This window comes from Franconibacter sp. IITDAS19 (genome assembly GCF_023079515.1).
GTDB classification, from domain to species: domain Bacteria; phylum Pseudomonadota; class Gammaproteobacteria; order Enterobacterales; family Enterobacteriaceae; genus Franconibacter; species Franconibacter pulveris.
Genome location: NZ_JALJCP010000001.1, coordinates 48,044 through 64,633, shown reverse-complemented (window position 1 = coordinate 64,633; position 16,590 = coordinate 48,044). Strand labels below are relative to the sequence as shown.

The 16,590-nt window shown below is 51.8% G+C and carries 32 protein-coding genes and 1 pseudogene; 7 read left to right on the top strand and 26 right to left on the bottom strand.

From position 1 onward, the window contains the following. Positions 1-23: 23 nt before the first annotated feature. From MT962_RS00445 to MT962_RS00410, 8 genes and pseudogenes are all read right to left on the bottom strand, one after another. Positions 24-491 (bottom strand): annotated as a pseudogene (locus tag MT962_RS00445) (phage tail protein); the annotation flags it as partial. 326 nt (positions 492-817) lie between these two features. Then, positions 818-1,051, bottom strand: coding sequence for a hypothetical protein (locus MT962_RS00440; RefSeq protein WP_247364078.1), 234 nt, complete (start codon positions 1,049-1,051; stop codon positions 818-820). Between the two features lie 53 nt (positions 1,052-1,104). Then, on the bottom strand, positions 1,105-1,320 hold the full coding sequence (locus MT962_RS00435) for a hypothetical protein (protein ID WP_247364077.1): 216 nt from the start codon (positions 1,318-1,320) through the stop codon (positions 1,105-1,107). A gap of 129 nt (positions 1,321-1,449) precedes the next feature. After that, a complete protein-coding gene (locus MT962_RS00430) occupies positions 1,450-1,740 on the bottom strand; it encodes a hypothetical protein (RefSeq protein ID WP_247364075.1) in 291 nt (96 codons plus the stop codon). Then, positions 1,737-2,081, bottom strand: a complete 345-nt coding sequence (locus MT962_RS00425; protein ID WP_247364073.1) for a hypothetical protein — start codon at positions 2,079-2,081, stop codon at positions 1,737-1,739. The genes MT962_RS00430 and MT962_RS00425 overlap by 4 nt, the downstream gene beginning before the upstream one ends. Then, a complete protein-coding gene (locus tag MT962_RS00420; RefSeq protein WP_247364072.1) occupies positions 2,078-2,626 on the bottom strand; it encodes a glycosyl hydrolase 108 family protein in 549 nt (182 codons plus the stop codon). The genes MT962_RS00425 and MT962_RS00420 overlap by 4 nt, the downstream gene beginning before the upstream one ends. After that, positions 2,623-2,892 carry a hypothetical protein gene (locus MT962_RS00415; protein WP_247364069.1) on the bottom strand — a complete coding sequence of 90 codons (270 nt, stop codon included), beginning with the start codon at positions 2,890-2,892 and terminating at the stop codon, positions 2,623-2,625. Before MT962_RS00415 ends, MT962_RS00420 begins: the two co-directional genes overlap by 4 nt. 4 nt (positions 2,893-2,896) lie before the next feature. Continuing rightward, on the bottom strand, positions 2,897-3,283 hold the full coding sequence (locus MT962_RS00410) for a hypothetical protein (protein ID WP_247364067.1): 387 nt from the start codon (positions 3,281-3,283) through the stop codon (positions 2,897-2,899). A 353-nt stretch (positions 3,284-3,636) separates the two neighbouring features. Between MT962_RS00410 and MT962_RS00405 the strand changes: the two genes are divergently transcribed. Next, a complete protein-coding gene (locus MT962_RS00405; protein ID WP_247364065.1) occupies positions 3,637-3,822 on the top strand; it encodes a hypothetical protein in 186 nt (61 codons plus the stop codon). A 732-nt stretch (positions 3,823-4,554) separates the two neighbouring features. Here MT962_RS00405 and MT962_RS00400 read toward each other — a convergent pair. The 18 genes from MT962_RS00400 to MT962_RS00315 all read right to left on the bottom strand — a co-directional run bounded on the left by MT962_RS00400 (position 4,555) and on the right by MT962_RS00315 (position 13,976). Continuing rightward, on the bottom strand, positions 4,555-5,169 hold the full coding sequence (locus MT962_RS00400; protein ID WP_247364062.1) for a hypothetical protein: 615 nt from the start codon (positions 5,167-5,169) through the stop codon (positions 4,555-4,557). Position 5,170: 1 nt separating this feature from the next. Beyond that, complete coding sequence (locus MT962_RS00395; protein WP_247364061.1) at positions 5,171-5,398, bottom strand: hypothetical protein; 228 nt, start codon at positions 5,396-5,398, stop codon at positions 5,171-5,173. A gap of 148 nt (positions 5,399-5,546) precedes the next feature. Beyond that, positions 5,547-5,690, bottom strand: coding sequence for a hypothetical protein (locus tag MT962_RS00390; RefSeq protein ID WP_247365053.1), 144 nt, complete (start codon positions 5,688-5,690; stop codon positions 5,547-5,549). Between the two features lie 94 nt (positions 5,691-5,784). Further along, positions 5,785-6,420 (bottom strand): recombination protein NinG, encoded by a 636-nt coding sequence (locus tag MT962_RS00385; RefSeq protein WP_247364060.1) that lies wholly within the window; start codon positions 6,418-6,420, stop codon positions 5,785-5,787. Next, on the bottom strand, positions 6,413-6,571 hold the full coding sequence (locus MT962_RS00380) for a hypothetical protein (protein WP_247364059.1): 159 nt from the start codon (positions 6,569-6,571) through the stop codon (positions 6,413-6,415). The genes MT962_RS00385 and MT962_RS00380 overlap by 8 nt, the downstream gene beginning before the upstream one ends. Next, entirely contained in the window at positions 6,564-6,734 is a 171-nt protein-coding gene (locus tag MT962_RS00375; protein WP_247364058.1) for a NinE family protein, read from the bottom strand. Before MT962_RS00375 ends, MT962_RS00380 begins: the two co-directional genes overlap by 8 nt. After that, on the bottom strand, positions 6,727-7,176 hold the full coding sequence (locus MT962_RS00370; protein WP_247364057.1) for a recombination protein NinB: 450 nt from the start codon (positions 7,174-7,176) through the stop codon (positions 6,727-6,729). The genes MT962_RS00375 and MT962_RS00370 overlap by 8 nt, the downstream gene beginning before the upstream one ends. 272 nt (positions 7,177-7,448) lie before the next feature. Further along, positions 7,449-7,994 carry a DUF551 domain-containing protein gene (locus tag MT962_RS00365; protein WP_348773161.1) on the bottom strand — a complete coding sequence of 182 codons (546 nt, stop codon included), beginning with the start codon at positions 7,992-7,994 and terminating at the stop codon, positions 7,449-7,451. Positions 7,995-8,174: 180 nt separating this feature from the next. Further along, positions 8,175-8,504 carry a hypothetical protein gene (locus MT962_RS00360; protein WP_247364056.1) on the bottom strand — a complete coding sequence of 110 codons (330 nt, stop codon included), beginning with the start codon at positions 8,502-8,504 and terminating at the stop codon, positions 8,175-8,177. After that, positions 8,501-9,175, bottom strand: coding sequence for a hypothetical protein (locus tag MT962_RS00355; protein ID WP_247364054.1), 675 nt, complete (start codon positions 9,173-9,175; stop codon positions 8,501-8,503). The genes MT962_RS00360 and MT962_RS00355 overlap by 4 nt, the downstream gene beginning before the upstream one ends. A gap of 202 nt (positions 9,176-9,377) precedes the next feature. Beyond that, entirely contained in the window at positions 9,378-9,830 is a 453-nt protein-coding gene (locus tag MT962_RS00350) for a hypothetical protein (protein WP_247364053.1), read from the bottom strand. Continuing rightward, entirely contained in the window at positions 9,827-10,126 is a 300-nt protein-coding gene (locus MT962_RS00345; RefSeq protein ID WP_247364051.1) for a hypothetical protein, read from the bottom strand. The genes MT962_RS00350 and MT962_RS00345 overlap by 4 nt, the downstream gene beginning before the upstream one ends. Further along, positions 10,126-11,526 carry a DnaB-like helicase C-terminal domain-containing protein gene (locus tag MT962_RS00340; protein ID WP_247364050.1) on the bottom strand — a complete coding sequence of 467 codons (1,401 nt, stop codon included), beginning with the start codon at positions 11,524-11,526 and terminating at the stop codon, positions 10,126-10,128. The genes MT962_RS00345 and MT962_RS00340 overlap by 1 nt, the downstream gene beginning before the upstream one ends. After that, on the bottom strand, positions 11,516-12,430 hold the full coding sequence (locus MT962_RS00335) for a DNA replication protein (RefSeq protein WP_247364049.1): 915 nt from the start codon (positions 12,428-12,430) through the stop codon (positions 11,516-11,518). The genes MT962_RS00340 and MT962_RS00335 overlap by 11 nt, the downstream gene beginning before the upstream one ends. After that, the gene (locus tag MT962_RS00330; RefSeq protein WP_247364048.1) at positions 12,423-12,572 is read right to left on the bottom strand and encodes a DUF2740 family protein; all 150 of its coding nucleotides are present in this window, start codon (positions 12,570-12,572) and stop codon (positions 12,423-12,425) included. The genes MT962_RS00335 and MT962_RS00330 overlap by 8 nt, the downstream gene beginning before the upstream one ends. After that, the gene (locus tag MT962_RS00325; protein WP_247364047.1) at positions 12,565-13,317 is read right to left on the bottom strand and encodes a sigma factor-like helix-turn-helix DNA-binding protein; all 753 of its coding nucleotides are present in this window, start codon (positions 13,315-13,317) and stop codon (positions 12,565-12,567) included. Before MT962_RS00325 ends, MT962_RS00330 begins: the two co-directional genes overlap by 8 nt. 36 nt (positions 13,318-13,353) lie before the next feature. After that, positions 13,354-13,635, bottom strand: coding sequence for a lambda phage CII family protein (locus tag MT962_RS00320; RefSeq protein ID WP_247364046.1), 282 nt, complete (start codon positions 13,633-13,635; stop codon positions 13,354-13,356). A 125-nt stretch (positions 13,636-13,760) separates the two neighbouring features. Continuing rightward, positions 13,761-13,976, bottom strand: a complete 216-nt coding sequence (locus tag MT962_RS00315) for a helix-turn-helix transcriptional regulator (RefSeq protein ID WP_247364045.1) — start codon at positions 13,974-13,976, stop codon at positions 13,761-13,763. A 109-nt stretch (positions 13,977-14,085) separates the two neighbouring features. Here MT962_RS00315 and MT962_RS00310 point away from each other — a divergent pair, with 109 nt between their 5' ends. The 6 genes from MT962_RS00310 to MT962_RS00285 all read left to right on the top strand — a co-directional run bounded on the left by MT962_RS00310 (position 14,086) and on the right by MT962_RS00285 (position 16,585). Beyond that, entirely contained in the window at positions 14,086-14,721 is a 636-nt protein-coding gene (locus MT962_RS00310; protein ID WP_247364044.1) for a LexA family transcriptional regulator, read from the top strand. Positions 14,722-15,085: 364 nt separating this feature from the next. Next, the gene (locus tag MT962_RS00305; protein ID WP_247365047.1) at positions 15,086-15,409 is read left to right on the top strand and encodes an antitermination protein N; all 324 of its coding nucleotides are present in this window, start codon (positions 15,086-15,088) and stop codon (positions 15,407-15,409) included. A gap of 255 nt (positions 15,410-15,664) precedes the next feature. Next, complete coding sequence (locus MT962_RS00300) at positions 15,665-15,871, top strand: DUF551 domain-containing protein (RefSeq protein ID WP_281732597.1); 207 nt, start codon at positions 15,665-15,667, stop codon at positions 15,869-15,871. Positions 15,872-15,997: 126 nt separating this feature from the next. Further along, positions 15,998-16,273, top strand: a complete 276-nt coding sequence (locus MT962_RS00295) for an antitoxin (RefSeq protein ID WP_247364043.1) — start codon at positions 15,998-16,000, stop codon at positions 16,271-16,273. Continuing rightward, complete coding sequence (locus tag MT962_RS00290; RefSeq protein ID WP_247364042.1) at positions 16,270-16,437, top strand: hypothetical protein; 168 nt, start codon at positions 16,270-16,272, stop codon at positions 16,435-16,437. Before MT962_RS00295 ends, MT962_RS00290 begins: the two co-directional genes overlap by 4 nt. Beyond that, entirely contained in the window at positions 16,427-16,585 is a 159-nt protein-coding gene (locus tag MT962_RS00285; protein ID WP_247364041.1) for a host cell division inhibitory peptide Kil, read from the top strand. Before MT962_RS00290 ends, MT962_RS00285 begins: the two co-directional genes overlap by 11 nt. Positions 16,586-16,590 lie beyond the last annotated feature (5 nt).

Genomic DNA, 16,590 nt, shown 5'->3' with positions numbered 1-16,590 from the left:
ACAGTTACCTGCTCAGAGTAAAGCGATGTGCCTCTTGGCCCTTGAGGTCCAGTAGCTCCAGTAGGACCGGTTGCTCCTGTGTCCCCCTTGTCGCCTTTTGGTCCCTGCAATCCCTGAAGACCCGTATCACCCTTCAACCCTTGTGCGCCCTGTGGACCGGTATCCCCCTTTGGCCCCGATGGACCGGCTGCCCCGGTTTCACCTTTTAGCCCTTGCGGGCCTTGCGCACCTGTATCCCCTTTTAGGCCTGTAGGGCCTGCTGGACCAGTTAATCCGGTATCACCTTTAGGACCCTGAACGCCCGCATCTCCCTTGGGGCCTTGAATACCCTGAGCGCCCATCGAGCCTGTATCGCCTTTCTCACCCTTTTCGCCAGGCAATCCCTGATCTCCTGGGAGCCCCTGATCACCTTTATCTCCTTTGTCACCTTTCGGCCCCTGAGCGCCGGAGGCGCCTTGCGGGCCTGCTGGACCCTGCGGTCCTGTTTCTCCGGTAACGCCGCGAGGTATTGTGAGGTTGAGGGTCTGAGATGGTGCTTTTCCGGTGATGCTTGCGCTTGCCTGCGTTCCAGGATTGCTGGTTGTTACATTTCCGATTGATATCGTATTTGGCTCAGGAGATACGCCATCGACGCCCTTCGGTATTGCAAGGTTGAGCTCCTGCTTCGGCGCCTCTCCGGTTATCGACGCGCCGGCACCCTGGTCTGGCTGGTTAGTGACAACCTTACCTATTTTTAGCTCAGTGGTGGTGACGCGATCTGTCGTGACTCTCTCGACGGGACTGAATCCGTTTTGTGGATATAGCGGCATAGCTCACCTCACGTAACCATGATTGAAGTGGTGCCACCAGTAGAGCGAGCCCACATTTGCTGAGGTGGTGTCACGCCTATCCAGCCAGGTGACGAAACGGAATGACCTTTAGCGTTAGCAGATGGCTTGGTGGGAGAATCACGAAGCCACATTGTGCCACCCATCACCTGAATCTGGACCGTCTGTGTGCCATCGGTTATCTGCACCCATTCAGCGGTGAGGTTGATTTCTTTAGTTGCCATGACATTCTCCTTTAACCATTATCAAGCCCACCCATGGATGAGCTTTGTAATGGCTACTTCTTGCCCATGATGCTTTTGATGTCGTCCATCGCTTTATTCAGGCTGCTCAGGTGGTCATCACGCATCCTGCTGATAGAGCGAAGATGCTCTTCATTGAGGCGCTGAATCTCTTTCAGGTGCTCCCGCTCTCTGTGCTGCGTGCGAAGATTCCAGAACAGAACGCCAAGCCCGAACGCTGCGGCAATGTTCCAGAGCGTGTAGATGCTCATTTGGTTTCCTTTTCGCAGCGTGACTGTCGGGTTTCGTTATGCGTCAGTATCTGGCGGGCCGCCGGTTCGGAGATGGTGTCGATGTCTTTGTCAGAGAGGTAGATGTAAGAGGTCCAGTCGCAACCGGTATCAATTATCTTTGTCGGCTGGTACGCGCCATTTCCCGCGCAGCTTGTCACGGACATCGCTATCAGGCATGCGAGTAACGGTTTCCTGAACATTCTTTGCCTCACTTGCGGATTGCTGACGCACTTCTGCTTCTTTCCTGATGTCGTCGAGGATCTGTTTCGTTTGTTGCTCAGATGACTCTTTCTCGGCTTTAGCCTTCCCTTTTGATCTGCCGGTGAAGTACGCAACGATAATGCCGATGATGGAGCCAACTATGGTTACTCCGCCGAATGAGGTGAAGAAGTCCATCATAGCCGTCGCTCCATCTGGCGCTTCTCGTCCAGTAACTTACGCTGGCGAATAAATTGAGAGATAACGCCAAGCATTACCAGCCCCGGCCCGATGTAAGCCAGCCATGATGGAGGGATTAAGCTCTTTATCTCTTCAGGCATCGCCGACCAGGCGCTTAGCAGCGTGTCCGGGGCACTCATCAGAAACACGCTTAACGTTGCCCCGATTGATGCCAGCCAGACCGACCAGGCTTTAAACAGGAGCTTTGCATGCGCCACAAACTCAAGTTTCGTGTAGCGCTGCAGCAGGATAAACGTGATAGCAATCGCTGCTATGATTGCCAGCCATATAATCAAAGTCATTGCACACGCTCCATCCAGCCATAAAGAAACTCTTCGTTTGCCGGTCGTGATTCTGCAAGCTCAAGATACCGGGCTCCCTGACTACAGTTCAGGCCTTTCAACAGAACCGCCTCTCCCTTCTTCCCACGCACAGACAGGTAGCTCTTCAGCGCCGCGATGGTGCGCGGGCCAATCATGCCGTCAGCTGCAAGGTCAGGATAAAGCTTGCCCTGGTTGTTCATTGCCGTTAGCCAGCGTTGCAGGAATTTCGATGCAACGGATGGCCCCATGTTCACACCGGTATCAAAGCACTCTGTTGCGATGCTTTCCGATAACGAGGCAACCTGGTCAAATCGAGGCCCATACCAGTAATCCGCCTCGTAAATCTCTACCGCTTTAGCGCGGGGGAGATTACGCATTTCACCCGCGTAGCCATGAGCGCGAGCAACCTTCTCGGTGATGCCCCACATTGTGGCGCCGCCGGTGTCGTTAGGGTTGTTGGAGTAACCGCCCTCTTTGCCAATGGTTGCTTCGATGGCCTTATTGACTGCGTCCACATTAGTCATTTCAGATCACCTTTCTCAGTGGCTTTAAGTTCTTTTGCGGTTTGTTCGGGAAGAGTGTCGAGTTTCTGCTTTATTTCGTTAACTGTTTTGTCGCGCTGCTCCGTGCGGGGCAGTGTTTCCGATCGGAAATAGAAGTAACCGGATGCGACCCCACCTGCGAAAACACCAAGATATGAGGTGATGATAATCAGCACGCCTATCCAGTTTCGTATTCGCTCTTCACGGGTCATATCTGGTTCGGGAATGTGATTAGCGGTCCCGGTCATATCATTAGCTCCGTAATGATGAGCGAAGGTGGCTGATTTCCAGTGTCATCTCGCGCACCTGATTAGTGAGCATGGTGTTTTGCTCCCGGAGATAGGCCATAGAACTCTCCAGAGCTTCCAGGCGGGCCTGAGACTTAACAGAGGATTCAAAGTACTCACGAATCTGAGCGTCCTTCTGTCGTATCTCCTCTTCTTTCTCTTTGATGGTTTCTTTGTGGCCTTCGTTTTCTTTCACAAGGCGATCCATCATTGCTACAGACTGTGAGTCAGCGGCGTTAAGCGCCTTGTTGGTGCTGCGCATCCTTCCGAAGGCGGCCCAACCACCTAGCGCCGCCGGTATAGCTGCAGCCACACCGACAAAGAACTCCTTAGTTAATATCTCTAACGCCATAGCGCTGGCTCCGGCCTGCTGTGTAAAAAAGCGCCATAGGGAAGAGAGAGGGAATATCTCAGGCGCGAAACAAAAAAGGCCCGCCGAAGCGAGCCTAATAATTTGATTATTTTATGATTTCAGCAAAATAATGCTTGCCTGATGATATAGGTTAACCTATAATTTATTTCATCAGCAAGACGCTGAAACGGGAAGGCCCCTACCGAAGCAGAGGCCAACATGAGGAAGGGTTATGATGAAGTTAATCATCATCCTGATTGTTCTCTTAGTGATTAGCTTGCCGGCTTACTAAGACAGTCAGGCGGAGGGGAGAAATCCCCTCCAACCCACAACTCAAAATATAAGGTTGCAACATGGCACAGTCAACATCAGACATTCAGAAACGCAGTGACGATAAACGCGGCGTGAAGGTTAAAGGTATTAAGCTCCACGTTGACACTATCGCGCTACTCGAACGGCTTGCTGAGGAGACCGGTGAATCACAGGCTGCTGTAGTCACTAAGGCTCTTAACATGCTTGCTGAGAGCATTAAGAAATAGCTGCCGTAAACAAAAAGCCCGCTGTAATGGCGGGCTAATCAGTGTGCTTTTTCGATTTGCTTTGGTGAGCCGATTAGCTCAGGGATTTGGCTCAAATATCGTGGTTTTGTGAGCCGAATATTGTTGTGGTGGCCGGCGCTGAAATCCGGCATGTCTAGTGGGCGATGACCACCGTACGCATTTGTTAAGCCGGTTCTGCTTCCGGCATTCGCTTACTGCCCATCAGCCTGGGCACTCACCACAACGGAAAGAGCACTGACGAGCGTCGCCACAATTCCAAATCAACCTTTAGCATCTGCTAATCGGGGAATAAGGATTGCCGTCTGCCTAATGCTCTTACCTGTTATGAGCTCCGTTTCGTGGAGCTGACGGGAAGGAGCGCTACTCTTCCACCTCATGCAAGATAACGCCGTCACGATGACGCCGTGTTTTGCTGTTTACGTTGCTAATTAACCTTCACCGAATCCAGTTTTCATATTCACTTAATCCATATGGATTTCAGAGACAAAGAAACCACCGGAGTTAACCAGTGGTTTGAATTGGCACCGACCTCTCAGCCGGTACGGTTGGAGTCGTTTCGCAAACACGAAGCTAGACCAACTAGGCGGGATCGTTGATGGTTGCCGCCTCACTTTACCCATCAACCTGCTCTGTTCGCTTTTGCTCCTGAGCATACCTGAAATGTAATGGTTTCAGGTGACGTTTGCAAATTATTTTTGCATGTTTTTGCATTTAGGCTGCAATATCGTGACGGATAGCGTCAATTTCTTGCCTGATAGCGTGAAATACAGATGCCTCCAATAATTGCCTGCACCATCGAATGCGAGTTTTGGCGTTTTCGATATCCATTCCCGTCATCTTCGATAATTCAGCCGCGATATGTTGCGCGCACTTGCGTTCGCAGTAATGTTTAATGGCTACAGCGCGGATCGGATTGTCTGCTGTGAAAAGCTTGCACATCACCTGCTCTACTAAGTCGGCATCTTCCTGTTCGTTGGCGCGTTCCAGAAGAGAGCCTACCTTGTCGTTAAGCAGAATGATTTGCTGAGCCTTCGTGAACAGTTCGTTTCCGCTGTAGCCTTGCTTATGCAGGTCCATGACCACCTTAAAGATTCGTTCAGAGTCTTTATCACTCCAGTTCTGACGAATCATCAGGTGTCCTATCACGGATGATTTTGCTGTATCCGGCCCAACACTGCCTCCGTACTTACCGCCCCACACATCAAGAAGGCAGCGAACCCATGCCGATTGCAGTGGTGTTATTAACTGAACCGGCTTGAGGTAGCGCTTCTTTAAATCTGACTTACGCATAACCAGTGCCAGTTGAGATAATGCTTCGCTCTTCATGCTACGCCCCTTTAATCTCATCGGTTGATTCTTTGCGAGCCAACTTTACTGCCGCCTGCATATTGATATTCATCAACTTGCGGAGAACCCTATCTCTGCGGTATGGTCGCGGCTTAGGCCTGTGCTCGTATTTTTCGTGCTGGCTTAGCGAAGATGACTGACGGTATCTTTTGCCGCGTACGCTGCTTTCCTTGAGGTCTGCTGCGATAAGGTCTGCTGTTGTGCTCATACCGTCTCTCCTGCGTTCTGCTTTCTCTTTGACTTGCGGCGCTCACTGTTGCCGATGAGTTTCTGTGCCGTGTCGTCTCCGGGGCCGCGATGCTGACCCATGGCGCGCAATACGCTTTCACGCTCGTAGCGCTCTATCTGGTCTCTGGTCATGGCTTAACGCCCCGGCAATAACACCAAACCTCAAACATGCGCTTCACTACTTCACGCGCATACATGCCATCCGTATCTCGCGTAAGGTCGTATCTGTCGCCATGCCACAGGCGCATATACCACTCGAATGATTTATGAATGCTCATTTGCGCTTACCTCGCAGGTGAAGCCATTCGCTGAACAGGAGAGCCGCCGGGAGCAGCAAAAAGCCGATAGTGATGTAGTCGTGGTAGTTCATGCTGCCTCCTGCTGTTTAAGCATTTTGAGTTTTGCGCGGTATTCGTCGCGGATGCGGATGAAGTCTTCGCGGCGGTAGTTGGTCATTTCGTGGGGGCCATTGAGCCAATCGACGTACTCCTGCCCATAACGAGCGACTAAGCCCGCCTCGTATTTCTGAGCTACCGTCGATTCTTTTGCGGTGTATTTCCCTGCACCTGCATTACATGATTTGCATTGCTTATGGGCGTTACGCTCTTCAAAGCGCAACTCAGGATTAGCGCCGACTGTTTTGAAGTGCCCACAGTCCCATTGACCGCCATGCAGATCTGGAGGGTTGGTCACTCCGCAGCTGATGCATGGCAGACCGGCATCCCTGGCCCGAATGAACGCATTGAACGCCTGCTGAGCCTGCGCCTTGTAGTAACCTGTAGTACGTAACTCTGCGATTCCGGCCCTGCGACGTTTGCGGCCTTCTTTCTCCGCCTCATGCTGCGCCTTGATGCGCTTAGCCTCAGCTTTCACCTTCTCCTTTGCGCGGAGTTCGAGAGCGTATATGGCACCGTGCTCAGGGCAGCACCAACGGATATTGGCGTAAGCGGGTATGAACCATTCATTGCATACCTTGCACTTGCGGCGATGTGGTTTAGTCATCCTTCTTCACCTCCGTGCACTTGAAGGTGGATTTTCCGACGAAGAAACCGCCATTCCTGCGGCACTCTTCCGCAATCATGCTATGAGCAGCACACCAACCCATCTTGTATGCGGCATAAATGGCCAGGCAGAGCATAATTCCTTTAACCATGATTCTTCCTTGCAGACAGGCGCAGCCACTTCACATCAACGAGATGCGCGGTGTAGCCCTTTAGTGTTGGGATTTGGGATGGTGAGAGTTCCGCCTGCCGGCGCTTAGGCTTGTGAACCCTGAAAATGTGGTTGTTGATAACTCTGGCGAGTGGGCTATTCATACTTGCCACCCCGCTGAGCCCATTCGATACGATGCTTTGAGCTTTCGCTGAATTTGACGCCCTGCTGAGTGCCGAACCAGTAAATGGCCTCGATGACGTCAATCATGTACTTGCGGCTTGATTTGGAAGTGCGCACGCCGAAATAGACACGCCCGCCACCCTCAATTGCAGGAGCCGACTTTTGTTGCGTGCCGTTGCTCATCTCAACGAATACAGTTATGAGGTCTTTCCATTCGGTGTCGGAAAGTTTTTCGCCGTACCATGTGACCTGTTTTGACAGGTCATTGAGTAATGGCCAGAGGAGCCTGTTTTGTCGGTCGGTACGCGTTTCTTCGCGAATATCGATAACAATCGGAGCGCGAGGATTGGACTCGATGCTCTGAATGAATGCGATAGCGTTGCGCTTCACATTGTCGTTAACGAGGCAGTATTGAGTCTTCATGCGCCACCCCAGAGAGGTAGCGCAGAATGCAGAGAATCGCCGGTGCTGTGAGGCATCGGTGACAGAGGATATTTAGCGTTGTTTTGTGTCATAGACCTTATCTCATCTATGACACGCGAGTTTTTGGCTGTTCGGGCCATTGCCAGAGTTGTTCAGGCTCTGACCCTTTAATTATAACCTACTCGCTTCGAATGGAGTAAAAGAAAAAGGCTCCAAAGAGCCTTGTTTTTTGATTGGCGGCGGAAGGAGTTCAGGCCAATATTCCATTGCCATCACCCCTCCTTACCCGGCGCTGCTGGTAGCGGCTGCCAGTGGGTCGGCTTCCACGACGCGCCTGGAATTATCCACCCGTCGCGCGCGACGGGATGACCAGGGATGTAGATTCCCCACTTAGATGCCCATTCACGACCGAACCAGCACCCGACAAGCACAGCGGTTTTATGCGCTGGCATCCGCTCGCTGCACTTAATCCAGCCACTGGTTGACGTTTCCGCATTTTCCCGAAAATTGTTGGTTGACGAATTTGATATTTCCCGAAAATCTGGCGCTGCTGCGATGGCGGCGCGGCAGCCGTCTATAACTTTTTGTAGGCGGCTGTAATTTAACGTTGCGCCATGAGTAGGAACAGGGAGATCCCCCACCCATGCCAGAACCTTTTCAAGCTCTTCGATATCAGGCACAACCGGCGCGGGCGGCTCGGCGTACAGTTTAATGACGCGCCGCGGGTCGGCGTGCGGAGTGATCGGGTTAACAGTAAACAGATAACCGCAGCCGTGCTCAGCAACGTCCCGCAGCTCTTGCTCGTCAGTCCACGCCACAGGCTCCGCCCGCTCCCGCAGCGCCATCGGTTCGCTAAGCGCAACGACCTTATCGCCTTCTGTGATTACCCCGCTTTCCCGCAAATCCTCCTCACAACGAAACGTCAGCCACGACGGTCCTTCGCCAGGGTCTACCCGAAATGCTGCTGGACCTCTGAATTCACTTATTTCTCTCACGCTTCACCCCCCTTTTTCAAGGTTGATGCCCGCCAATTCCAGCGCCGCTTCTACAGCGTCGGCGTCGTATACCAGAGCGCCGTAAGGCCCTGCGTAGCCGCGTGGCAATTCCACCGTTACGGTTCGCGCCTCCAGCTCAGCGATGCGCGCCCGCGCTTCTTCATACGCCTGGCGATACACGTCAGCTAGAAGCTTCAAGTTGATGTGAGCGGCGACCAGCGCGTCAGTTTGAGCTATCAACTCCAGCACATCACGCGTTGAGACCATAAAGTTAGGAATGAAATTATCTTTTGCCTTCTCAGCCGCAGCTTTCAGTTTTGCTATGTCGGTCATGCGGCACCGCCTTTACGCAGCGCCATCATCAGCTCGCGCTCTACCGGTAACGGAATTTCGTCTGTTGTGCTCTGCGCACCGCCTTGACGCAGCTCTGTTGCCCACTCTTCCAGTGCCTGCTCTGCATATTCACCTGACAAGGCGTCAGGGGCTGGCAGTGGGTCGTTAGCTAACTCATCTTTGGCCGTCAGAATCATACGGACCACATCGGCGACCTCTTTAACAGGCTTATCAACGAAGCCGTGATCGAATGCAGCGGCAAGGCGGCTGGCTGCATAGTTAATGCCCTCGCTTCGAGCCTGCGCTCTTACTTCTCGCAGGAAAGCGTCTGTTGCGGGATTTTTCTTCATCACGTAGACCGTATCTTCTCCGGCCTCATGCCCGCAGATGTAGCCGTGAAGGATTGGCTGGTACGTTTCCCGCCCAAAAAGGGCAAGGCGTTCGCCAAGCTCCTGAATATCCCCGCCGTCGAGCGTTCCGCCATCAGCAGCGACGCGGAAACAGTGAGCGATAAACTCGCTTCTAACAGCATTCTCAGCCGCCAGTGCGACGCGCTGTGCTGCGAGTGCTGCGTAGTCTTCAAACTTTACATAGCGCCCGCTTTCTTCCAGTGTGCCGTAATCTTCAAAGTCGTAGCGCTCAACTGCCGTTTTTACTGTTACTGTGCTCATGCTGTTATCCTTCTCATTCATTTGCGTGCTCTCCGACGACGTTTGGCTTCACGGCGCTCTGCTGCTTTTCCGGTATTTCTTCCACCGGTAGGGTATCCAGTGGGATGCATAAAGCTCGACATCTCTGATACGTTCCATGTGCGGATATGCATTGGAACGTGGGCCATCATGATTGCGGCCGTCATTAACGCTATCTTCCTGCTCATGCCCTCACCTCCCTTGCTTGCCGGAGCAGGCTGTTAAACATGACCGTCATGGGGTTGCCGCAACCGAATGGAGTCGGCTCTGCATGCGTATAAATCCAGACCTTCGTTACAGGCTTTGATGTACGAGTAACCCGGCCTGCTTTGTGCAAATCAACGAGAACGGCACAGGCATATTCCGGCTCTACCTTCGCGCCGGCAGCGATTTCTTTTGCGCTTGAGTTCGGGTTTTCTTTGAGAAAGGCAATGATGCGGTCTTTGCCTTTTATGAAGGTGTCAGTGAGTCCGTAAAAGCCTTCGTTTCGACGCTTGCTGCAGATGAGCAGACCGTCGGCAGCCATGCGATTTAGCTCACGGCGGGTTTCGTAGATGCCGTGCTCAATGACCTGGCTGATTTCCTTCACGCCTGCAGACTCGCACTTCTGCAGGTAGTTAGTGATTTGCTCTCTCACGCTCGTTTCACTCCAAAAGTTTTAGCCAGCGCAGACTCCATCCTGCCCACGCATGCACGGATACGGTTGATTTCGGTCTCAGGGAACAGGCTGACAGCCATCTGCTCCAGTGCGCCTTTTAGCGGCTTACTCTCGACCTTTGGGATGCGGGCCTGAGCGTATGCTTTAAGCGCCTGCTTTATGCTGCGGCCTTCAATACGGGCCATGGCTCGACAGAGTTCGGCATTGAGGATGGTTTCGGGGAATTCGGGATAACACTCGTTGATGATTTCGCGGGTATTGCGTAGCTCTTTCATCAGAAGCCGCCTTTCTTGTTCGGTTTGCGCTCACGCTCAGCAATGCGGTCACGCGCCTGAGCCTGGTCGATGTCGTAGAGGATGCCGTTACGCTGTTCAGCGTAGATAACGCCTGTGCCGCCGTGACGGTTAAGTCGCAGGATGAGTTCTGTTTCGGATGAGCTGACGGACTCGTCGTCTTCTGACTCGCGATAGATGCCAAGCCAGTAGTCGCAATCCTGCTCAATTTGTCCGGTAGAACGGGAGTCGCTTGGAACAGGCCTTTTATTGGCGCGAGTCTCAGAGCCGCGGTTAAGCTGCGTGAGAAGCACCACAACGCAGTTCAGTTCCTTCGCCAGTACCTTGAGGCCTTTAGTGATGATTCCATACGCCTGCGCTTCCGTATCCGCTTTCTCGGCGGTCATAAGCGTCAGGTAGTCGACAAGGACCATCCCCACCTCCCCGCGTTCACGCTTGATGCGCCGGGACTCAGCAACGATGTGGCCCAGAGAAAGTCCCGGCGTGTCGTCGATGTAGAGGTTGTTGGTGTCAGCCAGCTCTGTCCCCTTCGCCAGCGCCTGAGCGAACTGGTTCTCGTTGTATCCGTTCTGGTAAAACACATCCGATTTAACCCGGGAGTGCTGAGAGATGATTCGCTCGACAAGTTGCTCGGTTGGCATTTCCAGGCTGAAAGCGAGGGTTGGCAGGTTTTCTACCAGTGCGCAGTGGATAGCCATTTTCTGGTAGACGGTCGTTTTCCCCATCTTCGGACGAGCGCCTACAACGAAAAGGGATCCGCGTACAATTCGCTTTGGCTCCAGCATCTCGTCCAGCCCCTGAATGCCCGACGTCAGGCCTATCGACGCTGTGTTTCCTTCCAGACGGTCGCCCACCTGATAAGTCCATTTTTTGAACGCATCGCGGAACGTCATCAGGCCACGGTGGTTCCCGGTTTTCGCCTTCTCGTCGACCTTCATCGCCAGCGACTGAACGGCTTCCAGCTTCTGTGCCGTAGTCATCCCGGAGCGCGAGTAAAGCACCTCAAGCATCTGCGTAGCCTGGGCGATTGCCATGCGTTCAGTGGACTTGTCTTTGACGACGTTTGCGTAGTGCAGGACGTTTGCAGCGCTGGGCGTGTTCTTTGAGATTTCAGCCAGGTAAGCGAATCCGCCGACGTTCTCAAGGTCGCCTTTAACCTCAAGGGCGTCTGACAGGGTAAGCAGGTCCATCGCTTTGCCCTTCGCGTTAAGGCTTTGCAGTGATTCGAATATGCGTCCGTGCTGCCGGTTGTAGAACATTTCCGGGCTTAGCAGTGATAAAGCTCTTTGCACGCTGTCGCTTTGAGGGTCAAGCATCACCGAACCAAGAACGGCCTGCTCAGCTTCGTAGTTACATGGCGGGGTTTTGATGTCATCGGTCATCGCGATCACCTTCACGTACTTCGATGTAAAGCTTCGAGTTAAGGAAGCTGTCGAACTTCATGCGGCGCCACGTTCTGCCTGTCTTCTGGTCGGGTCTGTCTTCCAGCATCCAGCGGCAGTTTTCGCTGATGTATTTCAGGTATCCCCTGAACCCTTCCATGTCGAGAGGCTTGCCATCCAGATTGCGGGCGATTTTGTTCGCCTTACCCCAGAAGCTGCGGATGAGGTTACGACGCTCATCAGTGAGACATCTCCATCCTCTGGCTTCTGGCAATTCGTCTTTCAGGCATTGCCAGACTTCTTCGCAGGAAAGTTTTGGCTTCTGCTCGACGGGTTTTTGAGGGCTTCCGGATTGGTCATTTGCGACATACTTATTACCTTTAGGTAATAAGTTATTAATTACTTCTTTGTTTGTGGCACTTTGTTGGCAATCTGTTGGCACAACCTCCTCCGCAGGCCTTGATACTGGCTGGTTTGCGTTGGCACTTTGTTGGCAATCTGTTGGCACTAGATTTTGCTGATAATCGTCATATTTCTGAACAGAAATGACGGTGAATTTTTTGTTAGCTGCCCGGGTAATCATGCTCAGCTTTTCGAACTTATTGAGCAAATATTTAATCCGATCGCTACCGATACCTGTCTCAGCAGCAAGGGTGTTTCTGCCGGTAATGAACTCGCCACGCTTGACCAGCGTTTCACCAAACTCCGTGGTGACAACAGCGGGGGCATGGTTGGCTGACAGGATGATATGGACCCACAGATGAACAGCTTCAGAATCCGTTCTGTAAAAAGGCAGGTCCTTGATTTTGCGATGCAGCAAGGCATACCCCTTACCGCCTGAATCTTGCGGCTGATAAGGCCGCCTTGCCTCCCGGGCGGCGGCCAGATTGGTAATGTTATTCACGGTCAGCCTCCTTTTTGGCTTTATGTTGGTTCAGCAGGTCACGCAGCTTCTCGCCTGTGACCTGACTGACTGAGCGGAGAAAGCGACCGCGAATCACGTTCTTGTGTATTTCGTCCTGGTAAAAACGCTTGGCTTTAGGCATTTTTAGTCGCTCCTGTTCTTTTCTGTATTTCTTCAGGTGTTATCTTCCCGCCAGTCAAACTGGATATGAGAGATACCTTTCCATCGGAGAACCATCTGGTTGGTATGATGTTTCTATTGGCGAGTTGGGATATGTAGGCAGGGTTAATCCCTATTTTTTGAGATACTTTCAATGGGCCGCCCGCTCGTTTTATTAGGCTGTAAACAAAGGTTCTTTTAACCTTCCTTTCGGCAGCCAGGGTCTTACCAAGCGATGTGTTGTGATTAACGGTGCTTATGTAGACATTTCCAGTCTCATAGGCTCCTGAATCCCCAACCCTGCACATGCAAAAGCATCCACTATCTCGACCTCTGGAAAGCCATTTCCCTGATTCAGTCCATATGTTCCACCAATCCCAGAACAGGAGACGCCACTCAACGTTGCGCTCTTTGGCATTCCTTTTTTGCATAAGGAATGCGTAGTAAGGAGATTTAGATTTTTCGGAGTAATGGCCGCATACAGAGTTAAATTGCTCTCTGGTGCAGCCATATTTTTTGAAGAAATCCTTTCGGCGTTGCTCTTCCCTTTTGGCGGCTTTCTTCTTGACGCCGCCATCTTTCCGGTTCAATCCATTTTCTTCCAAGATCTGCCTGACCCTCTCGCGGGAGATGCCAAACATTTCCGCCACTTCAATGTGCGTATTCCCCGCCTTATAAGCTTCGCAAACTTGCGGGTAATATTTCCTTTCTAGCTTAATCAGTGGCATAATCTCTCCTGTTGCGTTGTTGGCGTAACACAGTGATTAGGCCCTAAAAGAGTTACCGCTCTCTTGGGGCTTTTCTTTTGTCAGAATCATGGCTACCTGCTCAGCAAGCCTTGCCATATCGTCGTCTACCACTCCCCACTCCAGTACCGCGAGAAGCATCGACATCTTCGGAATCCAGTCTCTTTTCCACCGGCTGATCTGAGCCTTATCGACACCTACTGCTGCCGAGACTTTTTCCACGCCCAATAGAGCGATTTTGTTAAGCAGTGCGCTTTCAATCTTCAGCGCATTACGTTTGCGACTATTTGCGTCATGCATTTGTGATAATTCCTTTGTGATTGGTTAGTTAAAAAATGGTTGTGCCTTGTGCGTGATGCACAAAGCCTGTTAGGTTTTGATTGAATTCGCTTTTTCAGCGAGAGATGTGTAAGAGCAGGTTGTTCTTATGCTGCGGTTCTTTTCCGCGGGAACAAGGCGTCTAGGTCCGTCTTGCTCCCTAATTCGTTAAACGCCTCGACAAGGCGTCGGCACGACTCTAAATCTGGCGCCCGGATGCCGGACTCATAGTTGGCTAAACGCGACTGGTTCCAGCCACACGCGCCAGCCAGCGCAGATTGAGTGATGCCAAGTTTTTTCCGTTCAGTGGCGATGTTGTTCATGGTTTTCCTTACAGCTCGTTCACTCACATCTTATTCAACACGATTTGTGATTATCTGTCAACACGAATCGTGTAAAGCCTTTCAACACGGAGCGTGTTATAAAGTGCGCATGAACAGAACAGAATCGATTGCCGCGCGAATTAAGCGCTTACGAGAAGGCAGGGGTCTTTCACAGAAGGCTCTGGCGGAGCTTTGCGGCTGGGCTTCACAGTCTCGTATTGGAAACTATGAATCAGGTTCAAGAAGCGTTAGTGTTGATGATGCCGAGGTAATTGCTAAGGCGTTAGGTGTCAGCCCGGCAGAACTTCTGTTCGGCGACGATTACCAGGGACCATACAAGCCAGGGGATAAGTTTCCATTGATTAGCTGGGTTAGCGCAGGAGAATGGAGTGAGGCCTGTGAGCCGTATAATCTCCAACAAGTCGATGAATGGTATGAGTCGGATTGCCATATTCTTGGTGAAGGCTTCTGGCTTCGTGTGCAGGGTGATTCAATGACTGCACCCACTGGTCTTAGCGTACCTGAAGGAATGCTTGTGCTCTTCGATACCGGTAAAGAACCAGCTAACGGCAGTCTTGTGATCGCCAAAATTACTGACGCCAATGAAGCCACCTTTAAGAAGCTGGTCATTGATGGTGGCAACAAATACCTGAAAGGACTAAACCCGGCTTATCCGCTGATCCCCATTAACGGGAACTGCAAAATCATCGGCGTAGCTGTTCAGATGATGATGAAATTACCCTGATATAACCTGCATATATCCCACCAAACCCGCTTCGGCGGGTTTTTTATTGCCTTCGCGAAAATAAATCTCCTTATAAATCAAATAAAACACGCATTGTGATAAAAACAATCACAAATCGTGTTGACGAGTAAAACACAATATGTGATTATCTACTCATCGGCAGGACGCACTATTCACCAGGACGGTGAAGCTCTTAAAAATCTGGCGCTGAGAAAGCGCAAACATTCAAAGCAGCAAGCTTTGGACAGGCGTGTTGTGGAGCTAAGGCCTAAATCACTCGGGCCGGACTATGAAGCAACTTGAAATCCGGAAATTGAAACAGGTTCCGGCGCCTGTACCAAAGCTAACTGACAGGAGAATGACCATGAACGCACAAGACCGCCGCCGCGAGCGCCGCGCTGAGAAACAGGCTGAATGGAAAGCTGCAAATCCCCTGTTAGTTGGGGTGAGCGCTAAACCTGATAACCGCCCTGTTCTCTCGCTGAGCCGCAAGCCGAAATCACGCGTAGAAAGCGCTCTCAACCCGATTGACCTTACGGCGCTGGCTGAGTACCGCGAGCAGCTGGAAACGCGAGCAAATGCGATTGAGCGCAAAAATCATCGCACCTGGTACAGCAAGCCCGGTGAGCGCGGAATCACCTGCTCTGGGCGCCAGAAGATGAAAGGCAAATCAATTCCACTTGTTTGAGGTTAAGCATGACAGAGCTACAGAAGAGCAATTACGCGTTTTACGCTTCTGAGTGTCGCGAGGACGTAGCTGATTACCGTGAACAGGCTGCGAAGTACCGCGAACACCTGAGCCTCCGCACTTGCTACCTGCAACCTGCCTGGAAGAATCGTCGACAGGCTCGGGAATACTCACTGAAGGCTGCCTGATGGCGGCCTTTTTTATTGGCTGCGAGATAGCCGGTCGGGTTTCTTATACAGAGAGAGGGGAAAGAAGATGGAGTGGGTAAAGTGCAGCGAAAGGATGCCTGAACTAAATCAAAAAGTAATCGCCTGGAATGGCCACTTTGTCAGTCAGTGCGTTTATAAACAAAATCGCATAGCAAAGAGTGAAAGAGGCAGGAATCCACGCTTTGAAAATCATAACGGCATCTGGAGAGGAGTTAGCCACTGGATGCCTCTCCCTGAGCCACCAAAAGAATAGACCCGCTCCGGCGGGTTTCTTTTTGCCCAAACAAAAGCTCATCTCCGGGTGGGCTTCTTTTTTGGCAACAGACACGCGAGTAAATGTTCAACGTTCCGCGCCGCGGCGATAAGCGGGGAGATATGTATGCAAGCATTTATCGTTATCCAGCAGCATGCCTGGTCAAACGACCACGGTTTCGGCATCGGTTATTCCTCAGATTTGGAAAAATTTGATAAGCGGGAAACAGCAATTTCTCACGGCTTTGAAGTTGCCGGCTGTGATGACTTCAATATCGGTGTTATCGACGATGGCCGCCTAATCTCGCTCGACTGGATGGAAAAGCCTGTAGGTAACGGAAAAGGCGTATCAGTTGAGAAACTTCAGATTATTGCCGAGGAAATTGGCATGGAGGCCTCATGACCGTCACCCACAACGGAAAGCAGTACACCGTAACGCGCATGGCGGACGGTCTGCACTGGCAGCTTGTAGAGGTCGGAAACCCTCGCAACAAAGAAACCCGTAATCGTGACCAGATGCTGCTTGCAGGTCTGGCGCATGTACTGGAGTTGAAAGATGCAAATTAATCAAAGCCTGCTTCGTGCAGCGCAGAGTAAAGCCGCCATCGCTCGCTTCCTGGGTGATGGAGCTATGTGGATGCAGGCGCACGAGCAAATCAAAAGCGCTATCGGGATGCCGTGGCATAAACGTGACTCTGTGCCCGTTTGTTACTGAGGAGA